The 17,859-nt window shown below is 69.9% G+C and carries 13 protein-coding genes; 9 read left to right on the top strand and 4 right to left on the bottom strand.

Annotation, left to right across the window (positions count from 1 at the left end):
- The first annotated feature begins 48 nt into the window (after nt 1-48).
- On the top strand, nt 49-2,946 hold the full coding sequence (locus I8N67_RS06690) for a vitamin B12-dependent ribonucleotide reductase (protein ID WP_200301648.1): 2,898 nt from the start codon (nt 49-51) through the stop codon (nt 2,944-2,946).
- Between the two features lie 536 nt (nt 2,947-3,482).
- On the opposite strand, the gene I8N67_RS06695 is transcribed toward I8N67_RS06690, so the two are convergent.
- The gene (locus I8N67_RS06695; protein WP_234045209.1) at nt 3,483-4,016 is read right to left on the bottom strand and encodes a TerD family protein; all 534 of its coding nucleotides are present in this window, start codon (nt 4,014-4,016) and stop codon (nt 3,483-3,485) included.
- A gap of 154 nt (nt 4,017-4,170) precedes the next feature.
- Between I8N67_RS06695 and I8N67_RS06700 the strand changes: the two genes are divergently transcribed.
- The 4 genes from I8N67_RS06700 (at nt 4,171) to I8N67_RS06715 (ending at nt 8,462) form a co-directional block, all read left to right on the top strand.
- Nucleotides 4,171-4,776, top strand: a complete 606-nt coding sequence (locus I8N67_RS06700) for a YdbC family protein (RefSeq protein WP_200301650.1) — start codon at nt 4,171-4,173, stop codon at nt 4,774-4,776.
- A gap of 203 nt (nt 4,777-4,979) precedes the next feature.
- A complete protein-coding gene (locus I8N67_RS06705) occupies nt 4,980-5,639 on the top strand; it encodes a histidine phosphatase family protein (RefSeq protein ID WP_200301651.1) in 660 nt (219 codons plus the stop codon).
- Between the two features lie 12 nt (nt 5,640-5,651).
- Complete coding sequence (locus I8N67_RS06710) at nt 5,652-6,554, top strand: ADP-ribosylglycohydrolase family protein (protein WP_200301652.1); 903 nt, start codon at nt 5,652-5,654, stop codon at nt 6,552-6,554.
- A 417-nt stretch (nt 6,555-6,971) separates the two neighbouring features.
- Nucleotides 6,972-8,462, top strand: a complete 1,491-nt coding sequence (locus I8N67_RS06715; protein ID WP_200301653.1) for a DUF4153 domain-containing protein — start codon at nt 6,972-6,974, stop codon at nt 8,460-8,462.
- 177 nt (nt 8,463-8,639) lie between these two features.
- On the opposite strand, the gene I8N67_RS06720 is transcribed toward I8N67_RS06715, so the two are convergent.
- Entirely contained in the window at nt 8,640-10,190 is a 1,551-nt protein-coding gene (locus tag I8N67_RS06720; RefSeq protein WP_200301654.1) for an MFS transporter, read from the bottom strand.
- Nucleotides 10,191-10,360: 170 nt separating this feature from the next.
- Here I8N67_RS06720 and I8N67_RS06725 point away from each other — a divergent pair, with 170 nt between their 5' ends.
- The 3 genes from I8N67_RS06725 to I8N67_RS06735 all read left to right on the top strand — a co-directional run bounded on the left by I8N67_RS06725 (nt 10,361) and on the right by I8N67_RS06735 (nt 12,443).
- The gene (locus I8N67_RS06725) at nt 10,361-10,984 is read left to right on the top strand and encodes a TetR/AcrR family transcriptional regulator (protein WP_200301655.1); all 624 of its coding nucleotides are present in this window, start codon (nt 10,361-10,363) and stop codon (nt 10,982-10,984) included.
- A gap of 82 nt (nt 10,985-11,066) precedes the next feature.
- The gene (rnhB, locus tag I8N67_RS06730) at nt 11,067-11,768 is read left to right on the top strand and encodes a ribonuclease HII (protein WP_200301656.1); all 702 of its coding nucleotides are present in this window, start codon (nt 11,067-11,069) and stop codon (nt 11,766-11,768) included.
- Between the two features lie 69 nt (nt 11,769-11,837).
- Nucleotides 11,838-12,443 (top strand): hypothetical protein, encoded by a 606-nt coding sequence (locus I8N67_RS06735; protein ID WP_200301657.1) that lies wholly within the window; start codon nt 11,838-11,840, stop codon nt 12,441-12,443.
- A 352-nt stretch (nt 12,444-12,795) separates the two neighbouring features.
- Here the strand turns inward: I8N67_RS06735 and I8N67_RS06740 are convergent, their stop codons facing one another.
- Together I8N67_RS06740 and I8N67_RS06745 are read right to left on the bottom strand one after the other, a co-directional pair.
- Entirely contained in the window at nt 12,796-13,422 is a 627-nt protein-coding gene (locus tag I8N67_RS06740; protein ID WP_200301658.1) for a hypothetical protein, read from the bottom strand.
- A gap of 257 nt (nt 13,423-13,679) precedes the next feature.
- Entirely contained in the window at nt 13,680-15,860 is a 2,181-nt protein-coding gene (locus tag I8N67_RS06745) for a RecQ family ATP-dependent DNA helicase (protein WP_200301659.1), read from the bottom strand.
- Between the two features lie 133 nt (nt 15,861-15,993).
- Here I8N67_RS06745 and I8N67_RS06750 point away from each other — a divergent pair, with 133 nt between their 5' ends.
- A complete protein-coding gene (locus tag I8N67_RS06750; protein ID WP_200301660.1) occupies nt 15,994-17,532 on the top strand; it encodes a DUF4192 domain-containing protein in 1,539 nt (512 codons plus the stop codon).
- Nucleotides 17,533-17,859: the final 327 nt, after the last annotated feature.

Consider the following 17,859-nt stretch of genomic DNA (forward strand, 5'->3'; position numbering starts at 1 on the left):
GGAACAACGTGGCACTTCAGGGCGTTTTCGCCCGTACAGGGAGGCGGCATGACAGAGACGGCGAGCGGTCCGGCACGGAGTTCCCGCGCCAAGGGCACCAAGGCGAGCAAGGGTCTGCGTATCGAGCGCATCCACACCACCCCCGGCGTGCACCCGTACGACGAGGTGGCCTGGGAGCGGCGTGACGTCGTCATGACCAACTGGCGCGACGGCTCGGTCAATTTCGAGCAACGCGGCGTCGAGTTCCCCGACTTCTGGTCGGTGAACGCGGTCAACATCGTCACCAGCAAGTACTTCCGGGGCGCCGTCGGGACCCCGCAGCGCGAGGTGGGCCTGAAGCAGCTCATCGACCGCATCGTGCAGACGTACCGGAAGGCCGGTGAGGACCACAAGTACTTCGCCTCGCCCGCCGACGCCGAGATCTTCGAGCACGAACTGGCGTACGCCCTCCTGCACCAGGTCTTCAGCTTCAACAGCCCCGTCTGGTTCAACGTGGGCACCCCGCAGCCCCAGCAGGTCTCCGCCTGCTTCATCCTGGCCGTCGACGACTCCATGGAGTCGATCCTCGACTGGTACAAGGAAGAGGGCATGATCTTCAAGGGCGGCTCCGGTGCCGGCCTGAACCTCTCCCGCATCCGCTCCTCCAAGGAGCTGCTCTCCTCCGGCGGCAACGCCTCCGGTCCGGTCTCCTTCATGCGCGGCGCCGACGCCTCCGCAGGAACGATCAAGTCGGGCGGCGCCACCCGCCGAGCCGCCAAGATGGTCGTTCTCGACGTGGACCACCCGGACATCGAGGACTTCATCGCCACCAAGGTGAAGGAAGAGGAGAAGATCCGCGCCCTGCGCGACGCGGGCTTCGACATGGACCTGGGCGGCGACGACATCACGTCCGTCCAGTACCAGAACGCCAACAACAGCGTGCGCGTGAACGACGAGTTCATGACGGCAGTCGAGAACGGCACCGATTTCGGCCTGCGCGCACGTATGACCGGCGAGATCATCGAGAAGGTCGACGCCAAGGCGCTGTTCCGCAAGCTCGCCGAGGCCGCGTGGGCCTGCGCCGACCCGGGCATCCAGTACGACGGTGTGATCAACAACTGGCACACCTGTCCCGAGTCCGGCCGCATCACCGCGTCCAACCCGTGCAGCGAGTACATGCACCTGGACAACACGTCCTGCAACCTGGCCTCGCTGAACCTGATGAAGTTCCTCAAGGACGACAGCCTGGGCAACCAGTCCTTCGAGGTCGAGCGCTTCACCAAGGTCGTCGAGCTCGTCATCACCGCGATGGACATCTCCATCTGTTTCGCGGACTTTCCGACCCAGAAGATCGGCGAGAACACCCGCGCCTTCCGCCAGCTCGGCATCGGCTACGCCAACCTCGGCGCCCTGCTGATGGCGACCGGCCACGCGTACGACTCCACGGGCGGGCGCGCCCTCGCCGGCGCCATCACCTCCCTGATGACCGGCACGGCGTACAAGCGCTCCGCCGAACTGGCCTCGGTCGTCGGCCCGTACGACGGCTACGCCCGCAACGCGGACGCCCACAACCGCGTCATGAAGCAGCACTCCGACGCCAATGGCACGGCCGTCCGCATGGACGACCTTGACACGCCGGTGTGGGCCGCCGCCACGGAGGCCTGGCAGGACGTGATCCGCCTCGGCGAGAGGAACGGCTTCCGTAACGCGCAGGCGTCCGTGCTCGCCCCGACCGGCACCATCGGCCTGGCCATGTCCTGCGACACCACCGGTGTCGAGCCGGACCTGGCGCTGGTCAAGTTCAAGAAGCTGGTCGGCGGCGGCTCCATGCAGATCGTCAACGGCACGGTCCCGCAGGCCCTGCGTCGCCTGGGCTACCAGGAGGAGCAGATCGAGGCGGTCGTCGCCCACATCGCCGAGAACGGCAATGTGATCGACGCCCCGAGCCTCAAGCCGGAGCACTACGAGGTCTTCGACTGCGCCATGGGCGAGCGCGCCATCTCCCCGATGGGCCACGTCCGCATGATGGCCGCGATCCAGCCGTGGATCTCGGGCGCCATCTCCAAGACGGTCAACATGCCCGAGACGGCGACCGTCGAGGAGGTCGAGGAGATCTACTTCGAGGCATGGAAGCTCGGCGTCAAGGCCCTCGCGATCTACCGCGACAACTGCAAGGTCGGCCAGCCGCTCTCCGCCAAGACCAAGGACTCGGAGAAGGCCGAGATCACCGAGAAGGCCGAGGAGACCATCCGGACCGCGGTCGAGAAGGTCGTCGAGTACCGCCCGGTCCGTAAGCGCCTTCCGAAGGGCCGTCCCGGCATCACCACGTCCTTCACCGTCGGTGGCGCCGAGGGCTACATGATCGCCAACTCCTACCCGGACGACGGCCTGGGCGAGGTCTTCCTGAAGATGTCCAAGCAGGGCTCGACCCTCGCGGGCATGATGGACGCCTTCTCGATCGCCGTCTCGGTGGGCCTGCAGTACGGCGTGCCCCTGGAGACGTACGTCTCGAAGTTCACGAACATGCGTTTCGAGCCGGCCGGTATGACGGACGACCCGGACGTGCGGATGGCGGCGTCCATCGTCGACTACATCTTCCGTCGCCTGGCGCTGGACTTCCTGCCCTTCGAGACGCGTTCCGCACTCGGCATTCACTCCGCCGCGGAGCGTCAGCGTCACTTGGAGACCGGTTCGTACGAGCCGATCCTCGACGACGTGGAGGTCGACGTCGAGGGCCTTTCCCAGTCGGCGCCGCGCCAGTCGCTGAAGGCCGTCTCCACCCCGAAGGCCGAGGTCGAGGCGGCCAAGCCCGCTCCGAAGCAGGCCCACACCAGTGCCGAACTGGTGGAGATGCAGCTGGGCATCCAGGCCGACGCCCCGCTCTGCTTCTCCTGCGGCACGAAGATGCAGCGGGCCGGCTCCTGCTACATCTGCGAGGGCTGTGGGTCGACCAGTGGTTGCAGCTGATCTGAGCGCCTGCTAGGCGTGAATCGGCAGGTCAGGGCGGTGGAGCTGGTAGTCGGCTCCACCGCCCTCGGCGTGCGGTACGCGCGAGAGTGGCTTGCTGCGGAGGCGTCGCGACGTCATCCTCGGGTACGTGATCAACGCAATTGAGTGCTCTGTCCGCCGGTGAGCGGGGGCGGCCGGCCGGGCGGTGGCTGGTCCGCCACGGCACCGCGACGTACAAAGACGTCGTCGGGCCGGCGTTGCTCTCCGCTGTCGGAACGGTCGACGATGTAGCGCGGATCCGGACCGCCGGACTCCTCGCCTGCGCTTTGGGTGACCGGCTGGGGGCGGGTGCAGGTGGTGGAGTCCCTGTGCTGTCTCGTCCATGACCATCCGGCTGTGCGGCCCTGGCTGTCGCGGAGGGCGACGAGCGGCTGACCTGACGGCGGAACTCGGTCGCAGGGCGTTTTCGGCGGACTGGGTGGGCTGAGCGGACTGAGGGTGGCACGGTCAACTACCGTGCCACCTCTCGGCGTTGGCGCGCCCTACGGCGGGCGTCAGGACTCCCGGGGGCCGCCCATGACGCGGGCGAACGTCGCCGGGTCCTCGTCGTAGCCGTGGATGCCTGGGTGGAAGGTCCACTCGCCGGAGGAGTCGCGGACGAACTCGGCGACCGTGGAGGCCGTGGAGCCGAGGACGCCGGCGAACTCGTCCTCCATCAGGACCGTGTAGTCCTCACGGATGCGCACGCCGGGCTTCTGGACGTCGACGAAGGTCTTCGGGCCGGTCCCCTGCTGTATGGCGACACCGATGACGACCCGCCCGTACCGGCTGTCGAGGCGGTTCAGCTCCACCGTCATGACCTCGTCCCAGCCGAAACCCTGGCCGGTCTTGCTGTCACGGTTGAGAGTGATGGTGCCGTCAGGTGAGCGGCTGTCGAAGTGCACCACATAGGCGGGACCCCCGCTCGGATCGGCCGCCGGGTAGGTCGCCGCGATGATGTCGAGATCCGTGGGCGGCTGTCCGGCGGGGCTCGGGTCCCACTTCACCGCCACCTCGACCTTGCGGATGCCCTTGTTGAGGCCGTTCAACAGAACTCTCCTCCCCGTTCTTCTGTGCTTGCGGGCCGAACTGCCTGGTGGTCCAGGCCAGTTGTCCATCCTCCCATGCACATGGGGGCGTTCGCCCGAGTGTAACCGGCCGGAGCGTGACCGGCGCCACGCTCCGTGGCCTTACCATGGCGCGGTGCTGGTCAAGTGGATTCGCTGCACCGTGGTGGACCGCCGCGGTTTCGAGCGGGGGCAGCGAAAGTGGGCGGGGCTTCCGGGGGAGCCGGGTTTCCGGGGACAGGGTGGGGGCTGGAGCCGGGTACGACCCGGGGTGGCACACATCTTCTCCTTCTGGGAGAGCCGGGCCTTCTACGACTCCTTCATGGCACGTTCCTATGACCGGCTCGCCGCCTCGCAGTCGGGCAGCCATAAGGACATGCAGGTCAAGCTCTTCGACCACCGCTTCGACGTGAAGACCGGTTTCGAGCCGCGCTTCACGGAGGCCGATCTCGTGCGGGTGGCGCACTGCCGGGTTCATGGGGAGCGGGCTGAGCATTTCGCGCTGATGCAGGAGAAGGTCTGGAACCCCGCGATGGCCGGCTCCCCGGGCATGGTGCGGGGCCTGTTCGGCGAGGCCCCGGGGCACGAGTTCGTGATCCTCTCCATGTGGCGTTCGGCCGCCGAGCACGGTAAGTACCGCGTCGAACGCATCGAACGCCTTGCCCTGCGGGCCCAGATCGAGGCCGATGTCGCGGCCCTCACCGGCGACATCGTGGAGCTGGAGCCGAGCTGGACGGTTTGAGAACCGAACTTTTATCGATTTGAACTTCCAACCTTGCAGGTGGGAGGGTTGGGTGGGTGTGAGCTCCGGACTGGCAACATGAGAGTGAGTCCAGAAAACAGACCGACTGATCGAGCGTCCTGATGTGCGGGACTTGTGTGACCTACGCCGTATGCGACCCGGACGAGTGCTCGATACGTCGCCGTCCCCTTTAGGGTCTTGGCATGGCACGACCACGGCGCATCATCCTTGTCCGACACGGTGAGTCAACGGGCAATGTTGATGACACCGTGTACGAGCGCGAGCCCGACCATGCTCTGGCCCTCACCGACCTCGGCTGGCAGCAGGCCGAGGAGACCGGCAAACGGCTCCGCGACCTCCTCGGCCGCGAGCGCGTCAGCGTGTACGTCTCGCCGTACCGGCGGACCCACGAGACGTTCCAGGCATTTCATCTGAACCCTGAACTGGTGCGCGTGCGGGAGGAGCCCCGGCTGCGCGAGCAGGACTGGGGCAACTGGCAGGATCCCCACGAGGTACGCCTCCAGAAGGCCTACCGGGATGCGTACGGGCACTTCTTCTACCGGTTCGCGCAGGGGGAGTCCGGCGCCGATGTGTACGACCGGGTCGGCGGATTCCTGGAGAGCCTGTTCCGCAGTTTCGAGGACCCCGACCATCCGCCGAACGTCCTGCTGGTCACCCACGGGCTCGCCATGCGACTGTTCTGCATGCGGTGGTTCCACTGGACGGTGGCGGAGTTCGAGTCGCTGGCGAATCCCGGGAACGCGGAGATGCGGTTGCTCGTTCTCGGGGAGGACGGCAGATACACCCTCGACCGGCCGTTCGACCGCTGGCGGAATCCGGAATCGTACGGCACCACCGGTTAGAGTGGCGGGGCGATGACCGCTGACTCCTCTCCCGATGGCCGCCTGCAGCGTGCCCTGGCCAGCCTGCGCGGACTCGCGGTGGGGGACGCCCTGGGCTCGCAGTACTTCGTGCCCGTGAACCTGCCGCTGCTCAAGCGCCGCGAGACCCCGCCCGGTCCCTGGCAGTGGACCGACGACACCGAGATGGCCTGTTCCGTCGTGGACGTCCTGGCCGCCCACCACCGGATCGACCAGGACGAACTCGCCCGCTCCTTCGCCGTCCACCACGACTTCGACCGGGGCTACGGGCCCGCCGTCAACCGCCTGCTGCGCCTGGTCCGCGAGGGCGGCGACTGGCGCGAGCTGGCCTCAGCGCTCTTCAACGGCCAGGGCTCCTGGGGCAACGGCGCGGCCATGCGGATCGCCCCCCTGGGCGCCTGGTACGCGGACGACCCCGAGCAGGCGACCCACCAGGCGGAGATCTCGGCCTACCCCACACATCAGCACCGCGAGGCCGTCGTCGGCGCCATGGCCGTCGCCGCGGCCGCCGCCCTCGCCGCCGACCCGGCCGGACGGCCGAGCGCCGGAGCACTTCTCGACGGCGTCATCGCACTCGTCCCGAAGAGCGCCGTCGGGGCGGGCCTGCGGCGCGCCCGGGACATGCTCGACTACGCCGACGCGGACACCGTCGCAGCCGTACTGGGTTGCGGACGGCGTACGACGGCGCACGACACCGTGCCGTTCGCGCTCTGGTCCGCGGCACGGGCCCTCGGCGACTACGAGCAGGGCTTCTGGACGACGGCGCAGGTGGGTGGCGACGTCGACACGACCTGCGCCATCGTCGGGGGAGTAGTCGCCTCCGGGAAGGCCGGGGCGCCTCCCGAGGCATGGGCGGAGCAGACCGAGGGGCTGCCGGACTGGATGCGGATCGGATGACCGGCCGGGGCTGCGCTTCCCCGGTCCAATCCGTCCCAACCGCTTCAACTGTCACAGGAGTGCCACAGTGCGCTCCCGCGCCACCCGTGGCTGCTCCCTGGCGCCATAGCCTGTCCGCCACGCCGCCTGTTGATCATGACGAGCCGCGGCGACGAGGTACCGGCCACGAACCTTCTGCCGCAGCGGAGCGCTGCGTACGGTAGGCGGTGAGGGCCGGTCGGGGGAGGGGGTCCCGTGTCCGAAACACCGTCAACACCATCCACTTCGAAGGTGTCCGGGTCAGAGTCCGAAGGCCAGGTGCCCAGGGCGCACGCTTCGACCGAGGAGCGCCGATCGGGGGCGGCAGCGCTTACGGACGGCGTCCCGGAGCGCCGGGCGGGCGGGCCCGAACCGACAACGGGCGGACCGCCGCCCGCGATGCCCAGGCTGATCGACTTCGGGCCGGAGGACCCCGCGCCGATCCGCACCGCGACCCTGTGGGCCGCTCTGGCAGCCGGCATCCTCAGCATGCTGCTCCTGGGCGAGGGACTGGCGGTGAACACCATCATCGTCGCCGTGCCCGCCACGCTCGCCGTGTACGCCGCCGGACGGCGGGCGGGCCGACGCCCTCGCGCGTGGGCGCTCGTGTGGGGCGTCAGCGGGCTCGCCCTACTGATGGTGCCCGCGCTGCACGCCGCTCAATGGCCCACGTTCTTCGCCGTGATCACCGCGCTCGGCGCGGGCTCGCTCGCGCTGCACGGCGGCCGCACCTGGCCCGCTGTCCTGCTCGGCCCGATCGGTGCGTTCACCTCGCTGGTCACCGGCCAGGTCTGGGCCTGGCAGGGGCTGCGCGAACGGGTGGGCGGCGACCGGGGCCACCTGGTGCCGATCCTGCGGGCGCTGGTCGTGGCGGCGGTACTGCTGCTGGTCTTCGGAATGCTGTTCGCCGGGGCCGACGCGGCCTTCGCGGACCTGCTCGGCTCTCTTGTGCCCGACGTCTCCGTGTCCGACGGGCCCTGGCGGGTGCTGCTCTTCGCGCTGGGCCTGTTCGGGACCCTCGCGGTGGCCCATACGGCGGCCGCGCCCACCCACTGGGACCGGGTCCCGGTGCCCGCGGGCCGCGCCCGAAGCCGTGTCGAGTGGGCGCTGCCGCTGGTCGGGCTCGTCGCGCTGTTCGCCGTCTTCAACGCCGTCCAGCTCGCGGTGCTCTTCGGCGGCTACGACGCCGTCCTGAAGGAGACCGGCCAGACCTACGCCGAATACGCCCGTCAGGGCTTCTGGCAGCTGCTCATGGCCACGCTGCTCACCCTGCTGGTCATCGTGGTCGCCCTGCGCTGGGCGCCGCGCACTCGATCGAGTGACCGGACGCTCGTACGCGGTGTGCTCGGAACCCTGTGCGCGCTGGCGCTCGTTGTCGTGGCATCCGCTGTGCGTCGTATGGACATGTATGTGGAGGCTTATGGGCTGACGCGACTGAGGATCTCGGTGCTGACCATGGAGCTCTGGCTCGGTCTGGTCATCGTGCTCATCATGGCTGCCGGGGTATGGGGTGCCCGCCGGCTGCCGCGTGCCGTCGCGGCCTCCGCGGTCGCCGGAGTGCTCGTCTTCGGACTGGCGTCACCGGACGCGCTGATCGCCGAGCGCAACGTCGAGCGGTACGAGACCACGGGCCGGTTCGATCTCGCATACGCGAAGGGGCTGTCCGCCGATGCGGTACCCGCCATGGACCGGCTGAAGGAGCCCTTGAGGTCGTGCGCGTTGTGGGACATCAGGGCCGACCTGGACGAGCGGGACGACACGCCTTGGTACGCCACGAGCTGGGGAGACGTTGAGGCCCGACGCATCCTGGACGAGCGGCCGGTATCGCCGGGGGCGAGCAGGCCGGCGTGCGGTGCGCTGGGGACGGAGACGGGGACGGAGTACCGCTGAGGAGCTACCGGGCTCGCCGGGGGCGGGTATTGGGGCGCTGGGGCTCGGCGGGCGTCGGCGTGTGTCGTCGCGGCCTGCCAACTCGTGGTGGTACTCGACGCGGCGATCGTGAACATCGCCCTCCCGCGCATGGCCGGACCACGACGGGCGTCGTCCGGCCATCCATGGCGTGCCCCCTCAGCCTCCGGCGGCGGGGCCGGCCGTGCCGGAAAGGGCGTCCAGGTCGCTCTTGCGGACCCTGATCACCAATGCGGCGGTGACCAGGGCGAGTACGGCCATCGCGACCGCCGGGACGAACGCCGTCGAGATGCCCTGGGCCAGCACTTCGTGACTCCAGGGAGCGGGCAGTTGTTGGCTTCTGGCGAACTCGGCCTTCTGTTCGGCCGTGGCCTGCGCCATGAAGAGCTGCACCTGCTTCTCCGCCTCGTCACGGCTGGCCGCGCCGAAGACCGTGGTGAGGATGGACAGGCCGAGCGAACCGCCCACCTGCTGCGTGACGTTGAGCAGACCGGACGCCGCGCCGGCCTCGTGCGGGCCGACCCCGGAGACGGCGGTCAGAGTGAGCGTCACGAAGTTCAGGCCCATGCCGAACCCGAACAGCAGCATCGGGCCGAGCACCCCGCCGACGTACGAGCTGTCGGGGCTGATGAAGGTCTGCCAGGTGAGGCCGAGCGCGACGAATGTCGAACCGACCAGCATGAACGGCTTGGGCCCGAGCACCGGCAGGAACCGCTGGGACAGACCCGCGCCCGTGACGATCGCGACGGTCACCGGGAGGAAGGCCAGGCCGGCCTCGATCGGCGTGTACCGCAGCACGTTCTGCACGAACAGCACGATGAAGAAGAACATGCCGAACATCGCCGCGGCCAGGCTCAGCATGATCACGTACGTGCCCGAGCGGTTGCGGTCGCTGAACATCCTCAGCGGGGTGATGGGCTCCTTGGCCCGGCTCTCGACGAAACCGAACGCCAGCAGCAGGACCACCGCGGCCACGAACGAGCCGATGGTCAGGCTGTCCCGCCAGCCCTCCTCCGCCGCGCGGATGAAGCCGTAGACCAGCGAGGCCATACCGGCCGTCGAGGTGAGCGCGCCCGCGATGTCGAACCGCCCCGGGTGCCGCTCGGACTCGCTGATGTACATCGGTGCGAGCACCGCGATCAGTACACCGATGGGTATGTTGACGAAGAGCACCCAACGCCAGTCGAGCCACTCGGTGAGCATGCCGCCCGCGAGCAGGCCGATGGCGCCGCCACCGGCGGAGACCGCCGCGAAGACACCGAATGCCCGGTTGCGCTCAGGCCCTTCGGGGAACGTCGTGGTGATGAGCGCCAGCGAGGTCGGCGATGCGATCGCGCCGCCGACGCCTTGGAGGGCGCGCGCGGCCAGCAGCTGCCAGGGCTCCTGGGCGAGCCCGCCCAGCAGCGAGGCGAGGGTGAACAGCAGGATTCCGGTCATGAAGACGCGGCGGCGGCCGAGGATGTCCCCAGCCCTGCCGCCCAGGAGCAGCAGACCGCCGAAGGTCAGCGTGTAGGCGCTGACCACCCACGTCAGGTCGGTGGTGCTGAACTTGAGAGCGTCTTGAATGTGCGGGAGTGCGATGTTCACAATCGTCGCGTCGAGTACCACCATGAGTTGGCAGGCCGCGATGACGGTGAGCGCGATGCCGGGGTGCCCCTCCCGGCGGGCCGCTCCCGGCTTCTGATCCTTAATCAACGGAGAGGTTGTCACTATGGGTCCCCCACAAGTGCGTTAGTGAACGCTCGCGTTCACTGCCGCGTCAACGGTAGTGAGTCCCCCTTAGTGAACGCAAGCGTTCACCGAAGTCGCCGCCGTGGCGCGCTCCGTACGTCCGCCCGCTTCCTCGCATCCCCCGCCCCAGGCTCAACGGAGAAACACAGATGGTCACTTCGCGCTGGACGGCCGCTCCTGTTCAGGCGGCCCCCCCTCGTCGGCGCGGCGCAGTGCTGGAGCGCGCGATCCTCGATGCCGCGCTGGAACAGCTCAGCACGGTCGGCTGGAACGGACTCACCATGGAGGGAGTCGCCGCGGGCGCCCAGACGGGCAAGGCCGCGGTCTACCGCCGCTGGCCGTCCAAGGAGGACCTCGTCGCCGACGCGCTCCAGGCCGGACTGCCCCGCTTCGACGAGGCGCCCGATCTGGGAAGCGTGCGCGAGGATCTGCTGGAGCTGTGCCGGCAGGCGCGCGAGGCGATGTTCTCGCGCCCCGGATTCGCGCTGCGCTCGGTTATTCACGAATGCGACACCGTACAGGCCGAACGCTTCCATGGCGTGATCATCGGGGGTGTCGTGGAGCCGACCGTCAAGCTGCTCCGGGAGGTCGTGGAGCGGGGAATCCGGCGGGGCGAGGTGCGACCGGACGCCGCCAACGGCTATGTCTACGACGCGATTCCAGCCATGATGATGTACCGCTCGAAGATGTGCGGCAGTGAATGGAGTGAGCGGGACCTCGAGGAGATGATCGACCAGTTGATGGTGCCCCTCCTGAGCCGGCGAGCTGCCTGAGCCGGGTCCGCGCCGGTGCTGAGGTGGCCCCCAGAGACCTGGGTGTCGCGTGGGGGTGCGGGCGGCGTAGGCTAAGGGCGCCATGCCGTACGAACCACCTACTCACACCGTCGAGCGCTCCCTGCGCGCCACGACCGGAGCGAAGATCATTGCCGGTGTCGACGAGGTGGGGCGCGGAGCCTGGGCCGGTCCCGTCACCGTCTGCGCGGCGGTCACCGGACTGCGCCGACCGCCCGAGGGCCTCACCGATTCCAAGCTCCTCACGATCAAGCGGCGCGAGACGCTCGCCAAGCACCTGCTGACGTGGGTGACGTCGTACGCCCTCGGTCATTCCTCTCCGGAGGAGATCGACGACCTGGGCATGACGGCCGCGCTGCGGCTGGCCGCCGTGCGGGCCCTTGACGCGCTGCCGGTGCGGCCCGACGCGGTCATCCTCGACGGCAAGCACGACTACCTCGGGTCACCTTGGCGGGTCCGTACGGTGATCAAGGGCGATCAGTCCTGCGTCGCCGTGGCGGCGGCCTCGGTGATCGCCAAGGTTCAGCGCGACAAAATGATGGCCGAACTGGGTATCGACCATGCAGACTTCGGTTTCGCGGCCAACGCCGGGTATCCGTCGCCTGTGCACAAGGCCGCGCTGGCGGAGCGGGGCCCCACCCCGTACCACCGGTTGTCGTGGGCGTATCTTGATGCGCTGCCCCAGTGGCGGCACCTCAAGAAGGTCCGCAAATGGGCGGACGGAAGCGTTCCGGAGATCGAGGGGCAGCTCGGCTTCGATTTCTGACGGATTTCGTTCGCACTCATGCGCCACCCGCCGAGGCGAGTCGCACCGGCGTTTGATAAAAATCAGCTCATGCCTCTCATTCCCGAGGAGCCTCAGATTCACGAGAGTGCCCAGGGTCCGCGCACCACTCCGGCCAGTGGCCGCGTCGCGCCGACCCCCCGTCCCGTACCCGGACCCCGTCCCGCGGCCCCGCCGCGTCCCGGTCGCCCGGGTCCTGCCCGGCCGGTGCCGGCTCAGCGCGCGGCGCACGCCGCGGCCAAGCCCGAGCCGTCCGCTCCTGCCGCCACCCCGCAGATCCAGCTGATCCCGGCCTCGGCCGAGGGCGCGCTGGACGCCGCCGAGGAGGCCGTCGACCTGCTGCTGGAGTCGGGCCGTACCCCCGGCGACGTACTGGTGATCACCACCGGTGAGTCGCATCCGTGGGCCGCCCACGAGCTGTCCTTCGGCGAAGCCGCCTACTGGGCGCAGCACGACGCGGGTGACGACGTCTTCTACGCCGATGCCTCGGCCATCGACCGGGCCGCGCCGCGTCCCGTGGTCGTGGTCGCAGTCAACGGCGGAACCGAGTCCGCCACCGCACTGGCGCTGCCCCAGACTCTCGGCCGGGCCCGGACCCTGCTGATCGTCTGTGGTGACACGCAGACGATCAACTCGGTGCTGGGCGTCGGAGTCTGAGCCACTGCGGACCTCGCCCCCGGTCGGCCCGCCAGGGCTCACCGGGGAGCCGTGCGCGCCCGCAGGACGACAAGGGCGCTGCTACGGCCACACCCCGCGATGGGGCGCTTCGGCGTGCCTGCGGGGTGTTTCGGCGTGTCCGGGGGCTCACGTGCGCGAGGGTGGCGCTCGGGAGCTCGCTTCGCAGGTGTGGGAGCCTGCTTCCGAGAACCGAGTCTCAGTCCTACGTTGGTCGAACCGGCCGGACGATTTGAGCGTCCCGGCCGGGGTTTTCAGCGCCTCGCAGACGCAGACGCGGACGCAGTGCAGACGGCGGTCCCGGCCACGGTCGTAGTCGTGGCGGGAGCCGGTGTCAGCGGGCCGCCGCCCGGCGCAGCACATCCGAGGCGACGCCGCCGGTGCGAGGCATCGGCGGCGGTGCCATGGCCGTGGCGAAGGGCTCGGCCGGTGAGTCCGCGTGGGGGCGGCGTCCGCCACGGCCCTCGCCGAGGACCTGCCAGCCGTCACGTGTCAGCGTGATGTACGCCCCGCAGCGCAGCCCGTGCAGTGTGCAGGCGTCCCGCAGCCCCCACATCCACGCCCCGTCCTCCTCCGTCCAACCCGCGTCGCCGTCACGGCAGTAGAGCAGCACGGCCGTACGCACCGGTGTGCGCCGACGAAGGTCGTGTGGGATGACGCGGCGCAACTGGGCGAGAAGCGCGTTGCGGAACATCCAGCCGTCGGCCGGGGCCGGACGCCGGATGAACGAGGCACTCGCGCTCAGCCGCTCGTCCGGATCCAGGACGGCTACGACCGCGGTCGCCGGCCGGGGCTGGTGTCGCGCGTGCAGCCCGCTGACGACCTCACGGGGATTGCGCAGCAGCGGAATCCCGGCGGCGGCCCATTCCGCGGGCTCGAGCAACCGGTTGGCGGAAGCGGCGGACAGGTCGGCAGAGGACGACACGGAGGCCGCCGAGGACGGAGCGAATCCGAAGGTCACGATCCTCCCTTCGGCTACGCGCCCACACTGCGGGCGGGGGTCGGACTTGGGGGAGCGCACGCCGCAGCAGAAGCCCTACCGATTCACGGGTGGGCCGTGCGGGGAGCGGACTCCAATTCTTCCTGGCGAACTTCGTTGCGGCAACGAGCAATTGGGGCTAGTGGCGGTTTTGTGACGATGCATCGCTTATATCCCTGCTCATAGAGCTTGATGGGAAGGCCCAGGTGGCAGTGGACCCACGTCTGGTTCGCGGGCGGTCAGGCCCGGACTGCCAGAACCAGGGGCAACACCCCCTGTGCGCCCGCGCGCCGGAGCACGCGCGCGGCGACCGCGAGTGTCCAGCCGGTCTCGGTCGCGTCGTCCACGAGGAGCACCGGCCCGCCCGCCTCCCCAAGGGCGACGGCCAGTTCGGGGGGCACGGTCAGTGCCCCGTCGAGCGCCTTGAGCCGTTGTGCGCTGTTGCTGCGGGTGACCTGGGAAACCGCGCCGGTGTACGCCACCGATCCCAGCAGGGGCAGGCGGCCGATCTCGGCGATACGCGCGCCCAGGGAACCGATCAGCTGCGGCCGGGAGCGGGACGCCATCGTGACGACCCCCACCGGGCGCGGCTGGGCGTCGGACTGCCCGGAGGCCCAACCGCCGGGGCCCTTCGCCCAGTCGGCCAGCACGGCGACCACGGCCTTCGCCACATCGTCCGGAACGGGGCCGTCCGGGGCCTGAGGTGCGAGCATCGGGCGCAGCCGGTTGCCCCAGCCGATGTCCGAGAGCCGACCCAGAGCCCGCCCGGGGGATGCCTGCTCACCAGCCGGAATGCGCCCCTTCAAATTGACCCCGACCGCCGGCAACCCTGTCGGCCACATCTTGCGGGGCTCCACCTCGACACCTGCGCGCCCCAGTTCACCGCGCGCCGCGTCCAGCGCCGCCGACGAGACGGAGTCCGCGAACCTGGGCTTCGTGCAGGTGTCACAGCGCCCGCACGGGGTGGCGTCCTCGTCGTCCAACTGCCGGCGCAGGAACTCCATGCGGCAGCCCGACGTCGTGACGTAGTCGCGCATCGCCTGCTGCTCGGCCGCGCGCTGCTTGGCGACCCACGCGTATCGCTCGGTGTCGTACGTCCAGGGGACGCCGGTGGAGATCCAGCCGCCCTGGACGCGCCGTACCGCTCCGTCCACGTCGAGGACCTTCAGCATTGTCTCCAGCCGGGAGCGGCGCAGCTCCACCAGCGGTTCGAGGGCGGGGAGGGACAACGGCCGCTCCGCGTGCGCGAGGACGTCCAGGGTGCGGCGCACCTGCTCCTCCGGAGGGAAGGCGACCGAGGCGAAGTACTCCCAGATTGCCTGGTCCTCCTTGCCGGGCAGGAGCAGCACCTCGGCGTGTTCGACGCCGCGGCCCGCGCGGCCCACCTGCTGGTAGTAGGCGATGGGGGAGGACGGCGAGCCCAGGTGCACCACGAAACCCAGGTCGGGCTTGTCGAAGCCCATGCCCAGCGCGGAGGTGGCGACCAGTGCCTTGACCCGGTTGGCGAGCAGATCCTCCTCGGCCTGCTGCCGGTCCGCGTTCTCCGTCTTGCCGGTGTACGACGTCACGGTGTGCCCGCACTGGCGCAGGAACGCTGTGACCTCCTCGGCGGCGGCCACGGTGAGTGCGTAGATGATGCCGGAGCCCGGAAGCTCGTCCAGGTGGTCGGCGAGCCAGGCCATCCGATGGGCGGCGTCCGGCAGTTCGAGCACGCCGAGGCTCAGACTCTCCCGGTCCAGCGGTCCGCGCAGGACCAGCGCGTCGGTGCCGCCGCCGGTGCCCAGTTGCTCGGCCACGTCGGCCGTCACGCGAGCGTTGGCTGTCGCGGTCGTGGCGAGCACCGGCACGCCTGACGGGAGATCGGCGAGCATGGTGCGCAGCCGGCGGTAGTCGGGGCGGAAGTCGTGGCCCCAGTCAGAGATGCAGTGCGCCTCGTCGACCACGAGCAGACCCGTCGCGGCCGCCAGTTCGGGCAGGACCTGGTCGCGGAAGTCCGGGTTGTTGAGCCGCTCGGGGCTGACCAGGAGCACGTCGACCGTGCCCGCGGTGACCTCCTGGCGGATCGTGTCCCACTCCTCCGTGTTGGAGGAGTTGATGGTGCGCGCCCGGATTCCGGCTCGGGCGGCCGCCTCCACCTGGTTGCGCATGAGCGCGAGGAGCGGGGAGACGATGACCGTGGGGCCCGCGCCCCGCTCACGCAGCAGCGCGGTCGCGACGAAGTACACCGCGGACTTGCCCCAGCCCGTGCGCTGCACCACCAGGGCTCTGCGCTTGTCGGCGACCAGCGCCTCGATGGCGTGCCACTGGTCCTCGCGCAGCCGGGCGGTGCCCGCTGGGGCGCCGACGAGGCGGGTGAGCACGGCATCGGCGGCCGTACGCAGATCTTGGCGGTCGGTGGTGGGCAGGTCTTCGTCGCTCATGGCCCCATGCAACCCGATGACTCGGACATCGCGCGAACGAGGAGGGCGAACTGTGGACAGCTTCTGACGTGGTCATGGTCGGAGTTATCCACAGGGCAAAGCGGAATTTCAAGATCCGCGAGATGGTCGCCGCATGACGAATCACAGCGAAGCGGCCGGGACCTCCGGCAACAGTGACATCAGCGGGCAGAACGGATGCCGTGGCAGCGGTGAACCCTCCGCGTACCTCCAACACGGCGGAGCCACCGGACCTCACGGAGAACAGCAGGTCACCCTCCGCACACCGGCCGAGCTCGCCGACGCCTTGCCGTATCTGCTCGGCTACCGTCCCGAGGACAGCATCGTCCTCGTCGCGCTCCACGACCGCGACACCCGCGGACGGTTCGGCGGGCGCGCACGGCTCGGCATCCCGGCCCAGACCGACGATTGGCCCTCCGTGGCCCAGCAACTGGCCCACGGACTGGTGACCGGAAGCGAGCGCCGGGGAGCCAAGCCGGAGAGCATGGTCGCCTTCCTCTGCCAGGATCCGGCGAGCGGTGAGTCGTCGGAGGACGTCATGGAACGCCTGCGGCCACTCGCGCAGCTGTTGCGGAGGGCATGCGGCAGCCTCGACGTTCCTGTGGTGGAGGCCCTCTGCATCTCCGACGGCCGCTTCTGGTCCTACTGCTGTCCCGGCAACGGATGCTGCCCGCCCCAGGGAGCGGCGATGGGGCTGCCGGGCACCTCCGTGCTGGCCGCCGCCGCGACCTACGCCGGCCTTCAAGTCCGCGGTTCCCTGAAGGAGATGCGGGCGAGGCTCATGCCGTGGGAGACCGCGGCGGCGTTGCGGCAGGAGACCGCGCTCGACGCCGCCCAGTCCGCCCTCATCCCGCGGATTCTGGACGCGGAGAGTCGCGCGGACGTGGGCGAGGAGACACTTGCGGTGGCGCAACGAGTCATGGGGCGTCTCGCGGACACCCCTGCTGTGTCCGGCACGCTCGACGCGGACCTCCACGACGACGAACTCGTCGGACACGATGACGCCGCCACCCTGATCCTCGGACTCCAGGACCGGGCCACCCGCGACCGCGCGGCTGAATGGATGGAAGGCGACGAGGCCCGCACCGCCCTCCGGCTCTGGCGCGCGCTGGCCCGCCGCTGCGTCGGCCCCTACGGCGAGCATGCCGCCGCCCCGCTCACGCTCGTCGGCTGGGTCGCGTGGTCCTCCGGCGACGAACTGGAGGCCCGCGAAGCCCTAGCCATGGCCCTCGCCGCAGACCCGGACTACCTCTTCGCCCGTCTCCTGCACCAGGCCTGCAACGAAGGCCTCGACCCGGAGTCCATTCGCCGCTGCCTGCGATCGGAACGCAGGGGACGCGACCTGGCGGCGGCTTCCGAGGGCCCGGCCGCCGACGAGCTGATCCCCACCGAGCGGTGTTCCGGCGCGGAATCGTCAGCCGCTCAGCCCTGTGTCCCCACCAGCCCCCGCCGCCGACGCAGGTCCCGCCCCGACGGGAGTCCCGACGGCCGCACCACCCGGCGGTCCCCGGGCGCGGCTCATGCCCGCCGCCCGCGTTCCGCCGACGGCACCCGACCCGCCGGCCGGCGGCCGGGACGTGCGGCCGGCGGCGCGAGCGGTCGGGCACGGGCGCGCCGCGGTGGTGGAGCGCAAGCCGTGGAGGGGGAGGAGTGAGTAAGCAAGTCCAGCGCGGGACTCGCGTGCGGGTGTGGCTCTGGTTCCGGGCTCACCTGGCTGCGCTGATCCACTTCTGGACTCGCGTGAGGCTGTCACCTGGCTTGCCTGTTCACATGGCCGCGCTGCCCGGATCAGCCGCCCGCAGGACCGTGCCGTCCCCGTTCCGGGCTCCCCTCCGCCCGCCGTTCCGTTCTTGCCCCGGCTCACCCGGGCCAATCGTCGCCCGCAGCTTCACGGCCTCCCGAGCCGGCCCGTCGCTCCGTCATTCGGTCGGCTTCCGGAAGAGGAGGCGTTACCCGGAGCGGAGCCGTTCCGTTCACCCGT

The organism is Streptomyces adelaidensis (assembly GCF_016598475.1).
Classification (GTDB): domain Bacteria; phylum Actinomycetota; class Actinomycetes; order Streptomycetales; family Streptomycetaceae; genus Streptomyces; species Streptomyces adelaidensis.